This window comes from Vibrio cidicii (assembly GCF_009665415.1).
GTDB classification, from domain to species: Bacteria; Pseudomonadota; Gammaproteobacteria; order Enterobacterales; family Vibrionaceae; genus Vibrio; species Vibrio cidicii.
Window position 1 is genome coordinate 2,219,114 of sequence record NZ_CP035921.1, and the last position, 18,383, is coordinate 2,237,496.

Below are 18,383 nucleotides of genomic sequence, written 5' to 3' on the forward strand. Positions count from 1 at the left end.
TTTTTATGTCAGCAGGAGCAAGAACTCGATATGATATTGATGAAAATTTGGAATGGGTTGTTGTCGCTTGTTTCGCTGTTGTTACCGCACCGTCAGTGCTACTTTGTTGTTTTATTCAGTGGTTGATTTGCAAGGTCATGGAAGTTTCGTTAGAAGTATTAGGATTACTGTTTTTGGTTGCGGGCGTGGCCGGCTTTATTGATGCGATGGCAGGCGGCGGCGGCTTGCTGACCTTACCAGCATTGTTAGCGGCGGGAGTACCTCCTACTCAGGCTCTTGCCACCAATAAGCTACAAAGCTCATTCGGTAGTTTCTCTGCCAGCTGGTATTTTGTGCGCAACGGTATTGTCAGCCTCAAAGAGATGCGACTGGCGATTGCCTGTACTTTTATCGGCTCAGCAATGGGTGCCGAGCTGGTACAACAATTTGATGCGTCGCTGTTGACCAGTTTGATCCCGCTGCTGCTGATCGCAATTTCGCTCTATTTTCTGCTGGCTCCGCAGACTCGCGCCGATTCAGGTAAAAAACCGTTGCCGGAAGCGTTATTTGCCTTATGCGTCGGTGGTGGGATTGGCTTTTATGATGGCTTTTTTGGTCCGGGGACCGGCTCCATTTTTACCGTCTGTTTTGTGGTGTTGGGGCATTTCAGCCTAGTCGATGCGACCGCACGTACTAAAGTGCTTAACTTCACCTCCAATATCGCCGCGCTGACTTTCTTTTTGATTGCTGGCCTGCCTATCTGGCAAATTGGTCTGACGATGGCGGTCGGTGGGTTTATCGGCGCTCGTATGGGCGCGAAAGTTGTGGTCACCAAAGGCCAAAAATGGATCCGTCCTCTGGTGATTACCATGTCGATGCTGATGGCCCTTAAGCTGCTGTGGGAACAGCACTCACAATCGTTTCTATCAATGTTCTAACACGCGGCGAGCGGTAGCTGGTGGCCCGGAGACAAATGTGGATCGGGCGAAACAGCGGTGCTAATTCGGCAAAGTCAAAGCAGTATTGCGACTCGATTTTGAGCGCATTGACGATGGAAAGGGGCACGAGGGCGGGGGCCATACCACCCAGTGCCAATTGTGCAGATGCGGTGTAGGAGTCCATTTCCATCACCGGATTGATGCCAAGCCTAGCGAGGATGGCGGCCTGATAGGTGTTAGCCGGGTTGGCCAAGTCGTTGGTCACCACTTCGTTTGGCAAGCTGCTCAATGGCTGGCGACTGACAATATAAAACGGCTCATCGAACAGATGCAGCGTCATCAACCCATGGTTACCCGGCAGATAGCCGGCGCAAAGCCCGAGCGTGGCTTTGCCCGATAGAACCTGTTCGACAATGCGCGGCGTATGGTGCGTGGTGATGGTGAAATGGGGATCGCGCTGGCGGTACTCGCCCATCACCTGAGTCAGATAGCCAGCGACCAGAGTTTCTGAGCAGTCGAGGCGAATCAGGGTATCATCTTCCAGCGCTTGCTGCTCAAAGATCAGGCCGCGCAGCTCATTGAATGTCGGCCCAATATTGGCGATTAACTGCTCGGCTTCGGCGGTGAGTTTGATGTGCCGACCAGCAGGAACCACCAGTTTCTTACCCAGTTTCTTTTCCAGATTGGCAATCCGTTTGCTGACAGCAGACTGGCTGATATACAGTTGGCTGCCTGTGCGGCTCATGGTTTTTTCTTTACTGAGGACTAACAGCGTTTCGATGCCTTCTAACAGCATAGACGGTGATGAATATTGGGAATAGGTGATTCACTGTAACCGAGAGAAAGCGACATGCCAAGCGACCAGCGAAATAAAGAGAGTGCACTCATAGGGCCGCCCACTATGGCGGCCAATGATTCACAGTTGATGATTAGCGGTTGATGGCAAAAATCGGTAGCGACAAATGCCAGCGTATCGCGCCTAGGCGAATGATTAAAGTGGAAATTACCCCGGCTAAAAAAGCGGTGGAGTTATCATAGCCCATGCTCAAGGCAACCGTGTGGAACACACCGCCGATAATACAGGCGGTGGCGTACACTTCGCTGCGCAGTACCATAGGGATTTCACGTGCCAGCACGTCGCGGATAATGCCGCCGCCACAGCCCGTAATCACGCCCATGATCACCGCCACCATGCCTGAGTCTTGATAGGCTAAGGCTTTTTCTACGCCGATGCCGACAAACACCGCTAAGCCAATCGCATCACACACGGGCAAAACCCACCAAGAGAGGCGTTTTGGGCGACGGACCAGCAGCATGGTGAGTAAGCAGGTGATAAAAATTACCCACAGATAGGTTGTGTCTTTGATCCAAAACACTGGCGTGGCGCCCAGCGCCATATCACGGATTGTGCCGCCACCGATGGCCGTGACACTGCCCAGCACCGCCACACCAAACGGGTCCATTTTCAGTCGTCCAGCGAGTAACACACCAGAAACCGCAAATACGGCGGTACCAAATAAATCAATAAAATACAGCAGCATGGAATCCATGTTACTCGATACCCTATAAATGCAAGGAAAGGAAAAATTGGGGGCAAATTGTACGAAATTTTTTTGCCAAAAGTTAGCGATTTCCGCGGATGGTGGCAAAGTGTTCACACACTTGTTCAATCGCGAGTAATGTTCTTGGGGTGGGTCGATTGAGCCAGTCGGCATTGAGCTGCCAAGAGTGACCGTTTTGCAGCGCAGGGATCTCATCTCGCCAGGCATCCCACATCCCCCCATCACGCATGGCGTGCTCTGAGGCGAACATCGCCTGCGGTTTTCGCAGCACGACTTGCTCGACACTCACTTGCGGATAAGGTGACGCAGCACTGGCAAAGATGTTTTCCCCGCCACAAAAAGTAAACACCTCGCTGGGCCAGTTCTTCCCCGCAACCGTGATGATCGGCGCTTCACTCAACTGGTAGAAATAACGTACCTTTTCACTGCTGTGATATTTTTCGTTAAGTCTATTTAGTTGAGAGCGAAAACGCGCCGCTTCTTCGCGCCCTTGCTGTGGATTGGCGCTGTACTGGCTGAGCTGTTCGATATTGTTGGCGATGTCGGCCAAGCTTTCGGTTTTCGATTCGTAGAGGTGAAAGCCAAACTGGCGCAATTTTTCCAATTCTTTGGCTGGATTGCCAGCCGGCCAAGTAATGATCAAGTCCGGTTGCAGGGCGATGATGCGTTCAAGCTTGATCCCTTTGTAGTTGGCGATCTTTTCCAGCTTTTGAGCCTCTTGCGGGTAGTCGCTCATTTCGCTGACGGCAATCAGTTGTTCTCCAAGCCCTGCCGCATACGCCAGTTCGGTGGCGTGGGGAGCAAGGCTGATCACCCGCTTGGCTGGCTCGGCGAAAGTGGTTTTCACTGTGCATAAAAGGAAGAACAGGATCAAAAGAGCAGGGCGCACGACAGTCATTATATTCCTTGATAGATCAGGCCAAGAATCAGGCTTTGCAGCAGCAACCAGACAAAAATTCGCCACGCCAGCAGTGTTTGGATTTGGTCAATATGCAGCGCGGAAGGGGCAATTCGACCGCCAATTTTTGCTCGCTCGGTTTTTCGGCCTGCATAAATCGCCGGCCCGCCGAGCGAGAGTTGCAATTTGTTGCCCACAACGCACAGCAGCCAGCCAGGGCCGGGGAGCGGCCACGATGGCGCTTGCTGTTTGATGCCACTTAACGCAATGGCGGCATTTTTTCCGATAGCCAACAACAGGGCAAATAGGCGCAGCGGGATAACATCCAACAAGGCGATCAAGCGAACGGCAGAGAGACCGAAGGGGGCATAGTGCTGGCGACTGGGTGACCAAGCGCGGGCGAGCTCTGTGGTGAGTCGATACATCAAGGCGCCGATACCGCCGCCGATCGCAAACCAAAAAAACACGCCAATGACATTACGCCCATAACCCAGAATGACGGTCTCTGCGCCCGCTTTGCCCAATCCAAGTAGGGAAAGAGTGCGCGTTTCGCGATTGAGAAACGGAGTGAGTAACTCACGGGCTGTTACTTTGTCTTCATTGGCCATCGCGCGCATCAATTGTCTGGCCAGTGTTTCGTTGCTACGCCAGTCAAGCGCCAAGAGCAGCAGCGCCAGTTCAAACAGCTCTGTTTGCCACACTAAAGGCTGCAGGGCGACGAGTAGCACTAAGCATGGTAACAGCATCAGTAGCAGTGCAAGAGTGCCGGAGAGTTGATTTTGTGTGTAACTGTCGGGACGATTGACTTTCTCCGCCAACAGTTGGGCGAACTTATGCCATAACCTGATCGGATGAGAAGCTTGGGGAATAGGCAAAAGTAAATGAAACAACAGCGCGCCCCACATAATGAGGAGCGCGCCATTGGCATAGAGTTGCTTAAACAGTTCTTCCATGAACGCGTGCGATTATTTGATCAGCGACAGCATGTTGAAGACCATTTGCGACGAGCTTTGTGCCGCCAATGGGAGAAACTCTTCAAAACTCATTGGCGACTCTTTATCCGCCACATCTGAGATGGCGCGCACGACCACAAACGGCACTTTGAACTGGTGGCAAGTCTGGGCAATGGCTGACGCTTCCATTTCAACGGCAATCACATTTGGGAAGTGGCTACGAATGAAAGCTTGGCGCTCTGCGGTGCAGACAAACGCATCGCCGGTACAGATCAAGCCGCGCACCGCGTGTTGACCTTCCATTTGCGCCAGCGCTTTTTCCGCGAGGCTCATCAGCTTTTCATCGGCTTCAAAAGCCGCTGGTTGGCCTGCCATCTGGCCAATTTCGTAGCCAAATGCCGTGACGTCGGCGTCGTGGTGGCGAACTTCGCTGGAGATCACCACATCACCCAAGTTGAGGCTAGCGTCAAAACCGCCAGCCGAGCCAGTGTTGATCACCACGTCAGGTTGATATTCATCGAGCAGAATCGTTGTGCCAATGGCTGCGGCCACTTTACCAATACCTGATTGCAGTAACACCACGTCAACGCCGTTGATCTGACCTGAATAAAAGGTACAGCCTGCTTTACTGACTGTTTTTGCGTTTTGCAGCGCATCTTTAAGAATGGCAACTTCTTGTTGCATTGCACCGATAATACCAACTTTCATATCAATCTCTTGTGTTCAACATTTGAATGGGTGTGAGTATAGCAAAGCTCTCTGACAATAAGTACAGTCTGTTGGGTCCGTCTGGTTTGGCCGTTTATTCGATCAATCCGGCCTCTTGTAGCAAGGCTCTCAACTGCTCGGCTCGCTTACGGTTAACACCAAAATCAGAATAGCCGACCCGAGATTCTGAACGCACCAGCAGCTGCTTGCCATCTATTTTCAGTTCCAAATCATCGACAAAACGAAATACACGTGAAGTGCATTCGATGCGCAGATAATTTCCTTGCTGCTGTGCGCTTTTGGCGCCGGGAAGCTGTAATGCAACTTGTTCTATCTGAGCTAAGGTTGCCTGTGGTTTTAGAGCAAAAGGCTCAAGGCGAAACTTGTCGCGATTTTCTTGTGTAGAAACGCAGTTTGGCTTATCGCCACAAGGGGAAGCGGTTCGGTCCATCATAGGCGTGACTCCGGTTGCGCAGGCCGTTAGCCCACAAAGGCAGAAGGTGAGAAGAACGGCTTGTTTCATATTGGTACCTCGCATTGAGAGATAGCGACGTTGAGTGAATGTATCCAGTCTAAAACAAAAGAGGTTGGTGTCCATCACCAACCTCTTTTCTACATCCAGAATTAGACTTCTAAGTAGTCAAGGATCCCTTCAGCGGCTTTGCGACCTTCATCTATGGCGGTCACGACTAAGTCGGAACCTCGCACCGCATCGCCGCCAGCAAAGATTTTGCCGTTGCTGGTTTGGAACTTAAACGATTGATCCGCTGGCGCTTTAATGCGTCCCCACTGATCGAGTTCGACGCCATAAGGTTCCAGCCAACTCATCTGGTGCGGTTGAAAACCAAACGCCATGATCACCGCATCAGCAGGCAGAATATGCTCACTGCCCGCAACGGGCTCTGGGCGACGGCGTCCCGCTTCATCGGGTTCCCCCAGCGCGGTTTGCACCACTTTGACACCGGTGACCGATCCGGCTGCGTTCACTTCAATACCGAGTGGCTGGAGGTTGAACATAAACTCAACCCCTTCCTCTTTGGCGTTTTTCACTTCACGGCGAGAACCGGGCATGTTCTCCTCATCGCGTCGATAAGCACAGATAACCCGTGAAGCGCCCTGACGAATGGACGTGCGCACGCAGTCCATCGCAGTATCACCCCCGCCGAGCACCACCACGTTTTTGCCAGCCATATCAATGAACGGCTTATCGTGCTCAAGCCCCATCACTTTGTAAGTATTGGAGATAAGAAATGGCAGCGCGTCATACACGCCAGAGGCATCTTCGTTACTCAGCCCTGCGCGCATGTATTTGTAGGTGCCGACACCAAGAAATACCGCGTCATACTCATCGAGCAACTGTTGCATCTGGATATCTTTGCCCACTTCTACGTTGAGGCGGAACTCAACGCCCATTTCGCTAAACACGCGACGGCGATTTTCCATCACCCCTTTTTCCAACTTGAATGAAGGAATGCCAAAGGTGAGCAGGCCGCCGATCTCTGGATAGCGATCAAACACCACAGGTTTCACCCCGTTGCGCACCAGTACGTCCGCTGCGGCGAGACCCGCCGGGCCAGCGCCGATGATCGCCACTTTCTTGTCGGTCCATTCCACCTTGGACATGTCAGGCTTCCAGCCCATTTCAAAGGCTTTGTCAGTAATGTACTTTTCAATATTGCCGATGGTGACTGCACCAAAGTCGGCATTGAGCGTACACGACCCTTCGCACAAGCGATCTTGTGGGCACACGCGACCACACACTTCAGGCAAGCTGTTGGTTTGATGCGACAGCTCAACCGCTTCCAAAATGCGCCCTTCATTGGCCAGTTTTAGCCACTGCGGGATGTAGTTGTGCACGGGACATTTCCATTCACAGTACGGGTTACCGCAGTCCAAGCAGCGGTCCGCCTGAGCGGTGGCTTGCTGCTTAGTAAACGGTTCATAAATTTCAACAAACTCAATCTTGCGGATCTGCAAAGGTTTCTTAGCCGGATCGACGCGTTGAACATCAATAAATTGGTATACATTCTGGCTCATGTTCGTCTCCTCCTTGACTATTGGGCCTGCACGCGAAGTTCTGCCGCACTGCGGCTCTGGTGACCAAGCAGCGTGTTTAAATCGGCGGCCTTGGGTTTAACCAAGTAGAACTTAGGAATCCATTCATCAAAGTTAGCCAGAATATCTTCCGCATGGGTCGAGCCAGTCTCTTCAAGATGCTCGGCAATTAAACCGCGCAGATGTTCCTGATGGATATAAAGATCCGACAGGGAGATCGCTTCAACCGACTCGTTGTTCACGCGGCCTTGGAAGTCCTGATTGGTATCCAGCACGTAGGCAAAGCCACCCGTCATACCGGCGCCAAAGTTGACCCCCGTCGCGCCCAATATCGCCACAATGCCGCCTGTCATGTACTCACAAGCGTTGTCACCAGCGCCTTCAATCACACTGATAGTGCCTGAGTTACGCACGCCAAAACGCTCGCCCGCTTTACCCGCCGCGAAGAGCTTGCCGCCCGTTGCACCGTAGAGACAAGTATTGCCGATGATGGTGGCTTCATGGCATTTAAACGCAGTACCCATGTGCGGCTTGATCACCACTTTGCCGCCTGCCATGCCTTTACCGACGTAGTCGTTGGCATCGCCAGTGAGGTAAAGCTCAACCCCGCCAGCGTTCCACACACCAAAGGATTGGCCTGCGGTGCCATCAAGGTAGATCTTAATCGGTGAGGCTGCCATACCTTGGTTACCGTAGCGTTTGGCTATCTCGCCAGATAAGCGCGCCCCGACCGAGCGATCGGTGTTGATCACTTTGTAGAAGAAGCTGGCGGATTGACGCTGTTCAACCGCTTCGAGCGCATCGGCGACGATCTTCTGGTTAAGAATGCCTTGGTCAAACGGCGTATTCGGTTGTGTCCAGTAAAGTGGGTGGCCCTGCGGCGACACTGGCGCTTCCAAAATGCCGGAGAGATCCAGCTTGGCCTGTTTGGCTGTCATGCCTTCGACCGCTTGCAAAAGATCGGTGCGGCCAATCAGGTCAGTCAGTTTTTCGACGCCGAGTTCGGCTAAGTAGCCACGGACTTCTTCCGCTAAGCCAATGAAATAGTTCATGACCATTTCTGGCAACCCTTTGAAATACTCTTTACGCAGCGTCTCATCTTGTGTGGCAACGCCGGTGGCACAGTTGTTCAGGTGACAAATACGCAGGAACTTACAGCCCATCGCCACCATAGGCGCGGTGCCAAAACCGAAACTCTCAGCGCCGAGGATCGCCCCTTTGATCACATCCAGGCCAGTTTTCAGCCCGCCATCGACTTGCAGACGGATCTTATGGCGTAAACCGTTGGCAACCAGTGCTTGTTGAGTTTCCGCCAGACCTAACTCCCACGGGCTGCCCGCATATTTCACTGAGGTGAGCGGGCTGGCCGCCGTACCACCGTCGTAACCTGAGATAGTGATGAGGTCAGCGTAGGCTTTGGCAACGCCAGTTGCGATGGTGCCAACTCCCGGCTCAGAAACCAGTTTGACCGACACCAGCGCTTGCGGGTTGACCTGTTTCAAATCGAAGATCAACTGCGCCAAATCTTCAATCGAATAGATATCGTGGTGTGGCGGCGGCGAAATCAGCGTTACACCTTGCACCGAGTAGCGCAGCTTGGCGATTTCTGCCGTGACTTTGTGGCCCGGTAATTGGCCACCTTCGCCCGGTTTCGCCCCTTGCGCGACTTTGATTTGTAACACGTCCGCATTGGTCAGGTAGTGTGGTGTTACGCCAAATCGGCCAGAAGCGACCTGCTTGATGCGCGAGTTGCGCTCTGTACCGAAACGGCGTGGATCTTCGCCCCCTTCACCCGAGTTGGAGTAACCACCAAGGCGGTTCATCGCTGTGGCTAAAGCTTCGTGCGCTTCTGGGCTGAGAGCACCAATCGACATCGCTGCCGAATCAAAGCGTTTAAACAGCTCGGTACTCGGCTCGATTTTCTCCAGCGGCAATGGTGTTGCACTCGGTTTGAGTTTGAGCATATCGCGCAGCATCGCCACCGGGCGCTCATTCACCTGCTTGGCAAAGTGCTGATAGTCACCTTGCTCACCGGATTTCACGGCGGTTTGCAGCGTGCCCACCACGTCAGGGTTGTAAGCGTGATACTCGCCGCCGTGCACGTATTTCAGCAGCCCGCCGTGTTCCATCGACTTACGTTTGGTCCACGCTTTGCGCGACAGGTTAAACAGATCTTGTTGGAAGTCGGCAAAGTTCGCCCCTTCAATACGGCTGGTGACGCCTTTAAAGCACAGCTCGACCACGTCACGGCTCAGACCGACTGCCTCAAACAGCTGTGAGCAGCGGTACGAGGCGACCGTGGAAATGCCCATTTTCGACATGATCTTATACAGACCTTTATTGATGCCGTACTGATAATTTTGCATCACTTCGCGATAGCTCTTATCCAGCGCGCCATCATCGATCAATTTGCCCAGCGTCTCGTAGGCCAAGTAGGGGTAAACCGCGGTCGCGCCGAAACCGAGTAACACGGCAAACTGATGTGGGTCGCGTGCGGTTGCCGTTTCGGCGATGATGTTGGCATCACAGCGTAAGTTGGCGTTAACGAGGCGAGTTTGTACTGCCCCTACAGCCATCGCTGCGGGAATAGGTAGCTTACCTGCAACCAGCGCTCGGTCTGAAAGTACCAGCAATACGGTGCCTTCACGCACCACTTTTTCCGCTTGGTCACACAGCTCCACAATCGCCTGCTGCAGATCTTTCTCCGCCGGATCGTAGTTAATGTCCAAGATGGTGTTGCGATAGTGATCGTCGCTCAGTTCAAGCAACTGCTGCATGTCGGAATAGAGCAGCACTGGCGAGCCAAAAGTGACGCGGTGGGCGTGGCCGTCGGTTTCGCAAAAGACGTTCATCTCTTGGCCGATACTGGTGGCCAGCGACATCACGTGCTGCTCACGCAGCGGATCGATCGGCGGGTTGGTCACCTGAGCAAATTTTTGTCTGAAATAGTCGGTAATAAGTCGCTCTTTGGAAGAGAGCACCGCCATCGGCGTATCATCGCCCATCGAACCGACCGCTTCTTGTGCCAAGTCGCCCAGCACGCGCAGCACTTGGTCAACTTCTTCGTTGCTCATGGCAAACTGCTTTTGATAGGTCTTCAGCAGATCCTCATTAAAGCTGCGCTCTCCGACCTGATCTTCTGCGAGCTCAGAAAATGGCGTCAGGCGACGAACGTTGTGTTCCATCCACTGGCGGTAAGGGTGACGGCTTTTGAGATCGTTATCGATTTCACTCGATTGCCACAATTTGCCTTTACGAGTATCAATCACCAGCAACTCGCCCGGTCCCACACGGCCTTTTTCCGCCACTTCATCCGGGGCGTAATCCCAAATGCCGACTTCGGAGGCGAGGGTGATCAGTTTATCTTTGGTAATCACGTAGCGCGCAGGGCGCAGGCCATTACGGTCAAGGTTACACGCGGCGTAGCGACCATCGGAGAGAACGATCCCGGCCGGGCCATCCCACGGCTCCATGTGTTTGGAGTTGAAATCGTAGAAGGCGCGCAGATCCTCATCCATATCGGGGTGGTTTTGCCACGCGGGCGGCACCAGCATGCGCATGGCGCGGAAGATATCCATACCGCCAGCTAAAAAGAGGTCCAGCATATTGTCGAGACTGGAAGAGTCGGAGCCCGTTTCGTTGACAAAAGGCGCAGCGCTTTGCAGATCAGGCAGCAGCGGTGACGCGAACTTGTAGGCACGCGCTCTTGCCCACTGGCGGTTGCCTTCTATGGTGTTGATCTCGCCGTTGTGCGCCAGATAGCGGAACGGCTGAGCCAGCGGCCAACGCGGTTGCGTGTTTGTCGAAAAACGCTGGTGGAACAAACAGATAGCCGACTCCATTCGCAGATCGGCCAGATCGAGATAAAAACGTGGCAAGTCGGCAGGCATGCACAGCCCTTTGTACACCATCACTTGCGTCGAGAGGCTACAAATGTAGAAATCTTTATCGTCGCTGATCTGTTTCTCAATGCGGCGGCGAGCGATATACAGGCGGCGCTCAATATCACGTTCACGCCAGCCAGCGGGCGCAGAAATAAACACTTGTTGAATGTCAGGTAAGGACGCCGCGGCAATCGGGCCGAGTACCGCTGGATTGGTCGGCACTTTGCGCCAACCCGCCACGGTGAGGGTCTCTTTAGCCAGTTCTTTATTAATGATGTCGCGTGCCGATTGCGCGTTAACCGGATTTTGGTTGAAGAAGATCATACCTACGGCATACTGTTTACCGAGGTTAAAGCCTTGCTCTTTGGCGATAAGACGCAGATAAGAATCCGGTTTTTGCAGTAACAGGCCGCAGCCGTCGCCAGTTTTGCCATCAGCGGCGATGCCACCACGGTGGGTCATACGATCGAGTGCGGAAATCGCGGTACGAACCAGTTTATGGCTTGGTTCACCCTCCATGTGGGCGATTAGGCCGAAGCCACAGTTGTCCTTTTCCAGGCTTGGATCATAAAGAGCCATTGCAATTCTCCCTTTGCTTCTCTGTCTTCCGGACAGAAATACCAGCATAAAGTTTGGCGGTATAGATGACTAACTATGCATTTAAATTGTTCTATTTTGTATATTAATGCACCAAAACTGTTAGAAAATTTTAACAAAAAGTAATGCATTATTTTGCATTGAGTTCACAACGTATAGGTTATTGTGAAAAAGGTCAAGTTGTTAGTGAAAAATCACGTTAGCGCGGGATTTACCACGTAATGGTCTGAATAAAATGTTTAAATTCAATTGGATAGTTTTTGTGATGTTACATTTTTGCAACATGAGGAATTTCGTTGGCAGAAAAAAGACCAGCATAAAATGCTGGTCAATAAGAAAAGTTTGGAAGGATTGCGTATTGGTTACCGGTATCAGGCAGGTGTTTTGCGTGCACCGCCTGATACCAGTTGGTTTATCAGCCAGCAGAGAGCATCAGTGAATCGGCTTTGGCTTCTAAGTTGGTGTTACCCATGAGGTAAGCATCGATAGCGCGAGCACTTTCGCGCCCTTCGTTGATACAGCGTACCACTAAAGATTGGCCAGTGCGCATATCACCGGCGGCAAAAACGCCCGGTTGATTGGTCTGGAAATCTTGAGTGGCGACGTTGCCACGCTCATCAAGCGCCACATTCAGTTGGGCAAGAACGCCGTGAGGCTCTGGATGGAGGAAACCCATAGCCAGAAACGCCATATCACAAGGGATCACACGTTCGCTGCCTGCCACTTCTTCAAAGCTAGGGCGCTCACCTGGCGCGGCCTCTTTCCACACAATATCAGCGAGGCGCAGGCCAGTGACTTGCCCCTGCTCGTTGCCGATAAATTCCTTGGTCAAAATGTTCCAATGGCGCTCACAACCCTCTTCATGCGAGGTCGACGTGCGCAGAATCATCGGATATTGCGGCCAAGGCATATTAGCAGGGCGTTTTTCTGGTGGCATCGGCATGATTTCCACTTGCGTGATGCTGGCGGCGCCGTGACGGTTTGAGGTGCCGACACAGTCAGAGCCAGTATCACCACCGCCGATCACCACCACATGCTTACCAGCTGCGTGGATCTCTTCCCCTTTGAGATCCATGTTGTTCGCGCGGCGGTTGTTTTGCGCCAAAAACTGCATCGCAAAATAGACGCCATTCAGCTCACGGCCTGGGATGGGCAGATCGCGCGGCACGGTCGAGCCACCCGTCAGCAGCACCACATCGTACTCTTGGCGAATTTGCTGCGCGTTGACGTTAACGCCAACGTGTTGATTGACCTTAAATTCAACACCAGCTTGTGCCATCAAATCGATTTTACGATCAATGATGTCCATGCCCAGTTTGAAATCGGGAATCCCAAAGCGCAGCAAACCACCGACCTTTTCGTCGCGCTCAAACACAGTGACAAAATGGCCCGCACTGTTGAGCTGCTCTGCGGCCGCAAGGCCCGCCGGGCCAGAGCCGATGATCGCGACTTTTTTCCCCGTGCGTGAACGAGGGGTTTTCGGTTTGGCGTATCCTTCACGATACGCCGTTTCCACGATGGTTTTCTCGATATTACAAATGGTGATCGGATCTTGGTTGATGCCAAGCACACAGGCGCTTTCACACGGTGCAGGGCAGACGCGACCGGTGAACTCAGGGAAGTTATTGGTCGAACTTAGGATCTGCCACGCCTCTTCCCAGCTATCACGGTACACCGCGTCATTAAATTCTGGGATGATGTTTCCGATCGGGCAGCCGTTATGACAAAACGGCACGCCACAATCCATACAACGTGATGCTTGTGTATTGATTTTGTTGCCAAAATCGCTGTTTAGGACAAATTCCTTGTTGTTTTGGATACGAACTGCTGGGTCAATTTTCTTCGGCAGTTCACGACCAAACTCTAAAAATCCAGTAGGCTTACCCATTTACACGGCCTCCGCTTCTTGTTGTTCTGCCTCTGCCTTGCGCTTTTTCAGCACCGCTTTGTAATCACGTGGCATCACTTTCACCAAGGATTTCAAGCTGCTTTCAAAGTTATCAAGGAAAGACTGAGCCACTTCACTTCCTGTGAATTGAACATGCTTGGTCAGCATCTCCAGTAGCAGGTCTTTGTCTTCTTGTTCGATTGGATCGAGGTCGACCAATTCTGGGTTGAGTTTCGAGTTAAAATCCCCCGACTTGTCCCAAACGTAGGCCACGCCACCGCTCATACCAGCGGCGAAGTTGCGCCCGGTTGAACCAAGGATCAGCGCTACACCGCCGGTCATGTATTCACAGCCGTGGTCACCGACACCTTCAACCACCACTTTCGCGCCGGAGTTACGCACACAGAAACGTTCACCCGCTAAGCCGCGAATGTAAGATTCACCAGACGTCGCACCGTAGAAACAGACGTTACCGACAATAATGTTGTCTTCTGCGACGAGCGTGGAGTTGGCGTCTGGGTAGAGCACCAATGTGCCGCCCGATAGGCCTTTACCCCAGTAGTCGTTGGCATCGCCTTCCACCTCAAACTTCACGCCTTTGGCAAGGAATGCACCGAAAGATTGCCCCGCACTGCCAGTGAACTTAACCTGCATCGGCTGTGGTAAGCCTTGATCTTTATACACTTTGGATATTTCGTTCGACAGCATGGTGCCAACCGAGCGGTCGGTATTGATGATCGGAAACTCGGCTTGTACCGCTTGGCCGTTTTCCAGCGCAGGTTGCGCCGCTTGGATCAGTTGGCGATCCAGTACCGCTTCCAAGTGATGGTTTTGCTGAGTTTGACAGTAGATGCCGTCTTGCTCGCGTGGTTGCTCGAGGAACAGCACAGGAGACAGATCGACGTTTTTGTATTTCCAGTGAGCAACGTTGCCGCGCACTTTCAGTTTATGCGCTTGGCCGACCATCTCTGCAATGGTGCGAAAGCCAAGTTCAGCCATGATTTCACGTAGCCCTTGCGCCATGTACTGGAAGAAGGTCACGACGTCATCTACACGGCCGTCGAAACGCTCACGCAGTGTTTTGTTTTGCGTAGCGATGCCGACAGGACAGGTGTTCTTATGACATTTACGCATCATGATACAGCCTTCCACCACCAGAGCCGCGGTCGCAACCCCCCACTCTTCAGCACCCAACAGAGTCGCAATCGCGATGTCGCGCGGGGTTTTCATCTGGCCATCGGCTTGTACCACGATACGGTTACGAAGGCCGTTTTTCAGCAGCGTTTGGTGCGTCTCAGCTAGGCCAAGTTCCCACGGCAGACCGGTGTGACGAATCGAAGAGATCGGTGATGCGCCTGTACCGCCATCGTGGCCTGCAATTAGCACCACATCGGCCTTGGCTTTCGCAACGCCCGAGGCGATGGTGCCAACACCCGCTTCAGAGACCAATTTGACGTTGACGCGACCTTTACGGTTGGCGTTTTTCAGGTCAAAGATCAGCTGGGCTAAGTCTTCAATCGAGTAGATGTCGTGGTGTGGCGGTGGCGAAATCAGGCCCACTCCCGGAGTGGAGTGACGCGTTGCACCGATCCAATCATCGACTTTATCGCCAGGCAACTGACCACCTTCACCCGGTTTCGCGCCTTGCGCCATCTTGATCTGGATTTCATCTGAGTTGGTCAGATAGTAAGAGGTGACGCCAAAACGGCCAGAAGCAACCTGCTTGATGGCTGAACGTTCGGAATCGCCATTCTCTCTTGGCTCAAAACGGATCGGATCTTCACCACCTTCACCCGAGTTGGATTTGGCGCCAAGACGGTTCATAGCAACGGCAAGAGTGGAATGCGCTTCGTAAGAGATCGAACCAAACGACATCGCCCCTGTGGCGAAGCGCTTAACGATGCTCTCAATCGGTTCTACTTCTTCAATCGGAATAGAGCCGGCAGGATTTTTGACAAAATCCAGTTGGCTACGCAGCGTGACCGCTTTGTCGCCTTGACTGTCGACCGCAGCGGCGTACTTCTTGAATTCTTGGAAGTCTTTGTTGCGCGTTGAATGTTGCAGCAAATGAATGGTTTCAGGATTGAACAGGTGTTTTTCGCCACGCTGTTTCCACTGATACACGCCGCCGACATCCAACATCTGGACTGGGATTTCACGAGTAGGGTAACCAACACGATGACGTACCAAGACTTCTTTGGCGATGTCATCGAGCGTCAAACCTTGAATGCGGGTGACGGTTCCGGTGAAGTATTTATCGACCACCGCTTTGCTGATGCCAAGCGCTTCGAAGATCTGCGCGCCGTGGTAAGACTGCAGCGTGGAGATGCCCATTTTGGAGAAGATTTTCAGCAGGCCGCCGTTAACACCCTTGCGGTAGTTGTTGAAGTACTGCTCAACCGATACGCTGGCATCGAGTTTTTTACGACGTTGCAGATCAACGATGGTTTCGGTGACCAGATATGGGTTCACCGCATTGGCGCCGTAGCCGACCAGTGTGGCGAAGTGGTGCGTTTCACGCGCATCACCAGTCTCGACCACGATACCGCATTTGGCACGCAGGCCTTTACGAATCAGGTGATGGTGCACTGCGCCGACCGCCAGCATGGCAGGAATGGCGGCGTGGTTGGAGTTTACCGCGCGGTCGGTCAGCAGAATAATTGAGTAACCGTCGATCACCGCATCTTCGGCGTACTGGCAAATACGTTTTAGCGCGCGCTCCAGTTTGCCCGCATCTTCACTGGCTTGGAAAACGATATCCAGCGTTTTGGCTTGTAAATGCTCGTTGTCGATCGCGCGCAGTTTTTCCAGCTCGGCGTTGGAGATAACGGGCGATTCCAATTCCACTTTACGGCAATGAACTGGCGATTCCGCCAATAGGTTCTGATCTTTACCTATGTAGGTATTGAGCGACATCACCATACGTTCGCGGATCGGGTCGATCGGCGGGTTGGTCACCTGAGCAAACAACTGCTTAAAGTAGTTAGCAAGATGCTGCGATTGGTGCGACAAAATCGCAACCGGCCAGTCAGCGCCCATCGAACCGAGCGGTTCGTAACCTGTTTGTGCCAGCGGCAGAATGATTTCGTTCACTTCTTCCGCGCTGATGCCGAAGGCTTGTTGGCGATGCAGCAGACGCTCTGGTGAAGGTTGGCTGTGAACGTTGTCGGCATCCGGCAGCGATTTTAAGCTCAGCAGGTTGTCTTGTACCCACTGCTCATAAGGCTGCGCGTTGGCGATGGAGTCTTTCACTTCTTCATCTGAAATGATGCGACCCTGTTCGAGATCGGCGACAAAGATGCGCCCTGGCTGCAAGCGGCCACGGTACTCGACGTTTTCCGCAGGCACTTCGACTACGCCAGACTCTGACGCCATGATCAGTATGTTGTCTTTGGTTACGGTATAGCGAGAAGGGCGAAGGCCGTTACGATCGAGCGTCGCTCCCACCTGAACACCGTCGGTGAAACAGACAGACGCTGGGCCATCCCACGGTTCCATAATGTTGGCGTGGTATTGGTAGAAAGCGCGACGTTTCGGGTCCATGGCTTTGTTTTCCTGCCACGCTTCTGGGATCATCATCATCAAGGCGTGTGGCAAGCTGCGGCCAGAGAGTACCAAAAGCTCCAGCACCATATCGAAGTTGGCCGAATCCGATGCACCTTCTTGGCACACAGGCAGCAGCATGTCGATTTCTGCTTGAGTGAACAGTTTGGATTCTAGGATCGCTTCACGCGCTTTCATCCAGTTCAGGTTGCCGCGTACTGTGTTGATCTCACCGTTGTGCGCGATGTAGCGGAAAGGCTGCGCAAGGCGCCATTTCGGGAAAGTATTGGTAGAGAAACGCGAGTGAACCAGAGCGAGCGCCGTCACCATGGTTGGGTTTTGCAGATCCAAAAAGTACTGAGGAACCTGCTCTGTGGTCAGTTGGCCTTTGTAAACCAGCGTTTTGTACGACATCGAGTTGATGTAAAAATCATCGCCGATGTTCGAGACGCTTTCTAAACAGACGCGCACCGTGTAGTTGCGCAGCACGTACAGTTTACGCTCCAACTCTTCCGGTGTGCAGCCCGGGCCACCCGAGATAAAAACGTGTTCAAATTGAGGCTCTGTGCTAAGGGGATCTGCACCGATCATCGAGTTGTCGGTCGGCAAGACACGGTAGCCCAAAATGTCGAGATCGAGACGCTTGGCATTGCGCTGTAAAATATCGCGACACTGTTCACGCTTGTACTCGTCTTTCGGGAACAACACCACCCCGACACCGTATTTTTCAAAAGAAGGTAGCTTGAGTCCAAGCTTAACCGCTTCTTCCAAAAGAAATTCATGAGGTTTTTGCAGCAGAATGCCCGCGCCGTCACCGCTACATGGATCACAACCTTGGCCGCCGCGGTGTTCCATTCGCGCCAGCATCTCAAGAGCCTGTGTGACCACTTGGTGAGACTTACGGTTTTTCAGGTGAGCAACAAAACCAATACCACAGGCGTCATGCTCCAGTTCTGGAGTATACAAACCCTGCGAACTTTGCTCTCTATCTACCATAGATACTTCCTTCCAGTTCTAATTGACGCAACAACCCATGCAGAAAACACTGCATAAATAGTGATTGAGCATCCGTCCTTTATAGTTCTGAGTCGCAACCAGCAAGGGAAGCTGGTTTTGAGTCCTTTCCGCATCCCACAGGAATCATGTTGTGGGAAAAACAATCCTTGGTGATATCCCGGTTTTATTGGTCACTTTATAGTGATTTATATAGGTTGGAGTGGGGCATCACCGACATAATCCGTGTTTCATCTTGTAATTAAAGTCACAAAAATGACGGTTATGTGTAAGTATCCTACAATTTTGTGACTAGCCAATGCAACGAAAAGTCTTGATTGCAGCCCAAAAAAATCGTTTAAAAATGCACTTTTAGTTTAACATT

At 52.5% G+C, this 18,383-nt stretch carries 11 protein-coding genes; 1 reads left to right on the forward strand and 10 read right to left on the reverse strand.

All coding sequences use genetic code 11. The features are described 5' to 3' along the window. Window positions 1-137: 137 nt before the first annotated feature. Window positions 138-917 (forward strand): TSUP family transporter, encoded by a 780-nt coding sequence (locus tag EWA64_RS11260; RefSeq protein ID WP_061894148.1) that lies wholly within the window; start codon window positions 138-140, stop codon window positions 915-917. Here the strand turns inward: EWA64_RS11260 and EWA64_RS11265 are convergent. From EWA64_RS11265 to gltB (EWA64_RS11310), 10 genes are all read right to left on the reverse strand, one after another. Further along, the gene (locus EWA64_RS11265) at window positions 868-1,713 is read right to left on the reverse strand and encodes a LysR family transcriptional regulator (RefSeq protein ID WP_061894149.1); all 846 of its coding nucleotides are present in this window, start codon (window positions 1,711-1,713) and stop codon (window positions 868-870) included. The genes EWA64_RS11260 and EWA64_RS11265 overlap by 50 nt on opposite strands. 133 nt (window positions 1,714-1,846) lie before the next feature. Continuing rightward, on the reverse strand, window positions 1,847-2,467 hold the full coding sequence (locus EWA64_RS11270; RefSeq protein WP_061894150.1) for a TRIC cation channel family protein: 621 nt from the start codon (window positions 2,465-2,467) through the stop codon (window positions 1,847-1,849). A 73-nt stretch (window positions 2,468-2,540) separates the two neighbouring features. Next, complete coding sequence (btuF, locus tag EWA64_RS11275) at window positions 2,541-3,377, reverse strand: vitamin B12 ABC transporter substrate-binding protein BtuF (protein WP_061894151.1); 837 nt, start codon at window positions 3,375-3,377, stop codon at window positions 2,541-2,543. Then, complete coding sequence (locus EWA64_RS11280) at window positions 3,377-4,330, reverse strand: cobalamin biosynthesis family protein (protein ID WP_061894152.1); 954 nt, start codon at window positions 4,328-4,330, stop codon at window positions 3,377-3,379. The genes btuF and EWA64_RS11280 overlap by 1 nt, the downstream gene beginning before the upstream one ends. Before the next feature lie 12 nt (window positions 4,331-4,342). Continuing rightward, window positions 4,343-5,038: a 5'-methylthioadenosine/S-adenosylhomocysteine nucleosidase gene (gene mtnN / locus EWA64_RS11285; RefSeq protein ID WP_039464838.1), complete on the reverse strand. Its 696-nt coding sequence runs from the start codon at window positions 5,036-5,038 to the stop codon at window positions 4,343-4,345. Window positions 5,039-5,132: 94 nt separating this feature from the next. Further along, window positions 5,133-5,561 carry a DUF1499 domain-containing protein gene (locus EWA64_RS11290; RefSeq protein ID WP_061894220.1) on the reverse strand — a complete coding sequence of 143 codons (429 nt, stop codon included), beginning with the start codon at window positions 5,559-5,561 and terminating at the stop codon, window positions 5,133-5,135. A gap of 101 nt (window positions 5,562-5,662) precedes the next feature. Beyond that, window positions 5,663-7,075, reverse strand: coding sequence for an FAD-dependent oxidoreductase (locus tag EWA64_RS11295; RefSeq protein WP_061894153.1), 1,413 nt, complete (start codon window positions 7,073-7,075; stop codon window positions 5,663-5,665). A 17-nt stretch (window positions 7,076-7,092) separates the two neighbouring features. After that, entirely contained in the window at window positions 7,093-11,556 is a 4,464-nt protein-coding gene (gene gltB / locus EWA64_RS11300; protein WP_061894154.1) for a glutamate synthase large subunit, read from the reverse strand. Window positions 11,557-11,989: 433 nt separating this feature from the next. Beyond that, window positions 11,990-13,462, reverse strand: coding sequence for a glutamate synthase subunit beta (locus EWA64_RS11305; RefSeq protein ID WP_039424042.1), 1,473 nt, complete (start codon window positions 13,460-13,462; stop codon window positions 11,990-11,992). Then, window positions 13,463-18,001 carry a glutamate synthase large subunit gene (gene gltB / locus EWA64_RS11310; protein WP_061894155.1) on the reverse strand — a complete coding sequence of 1,513 codons (4,539 nt, stop codon included), beginning with the start codon at window positions 17,999-18,001 and terminating at the stop codon, window positions 13,463-13,465. It abuts the gene before it with no gap. Between the last annotated feature and the right edge of the window lie 382 nt (window positions 18,002-18,383).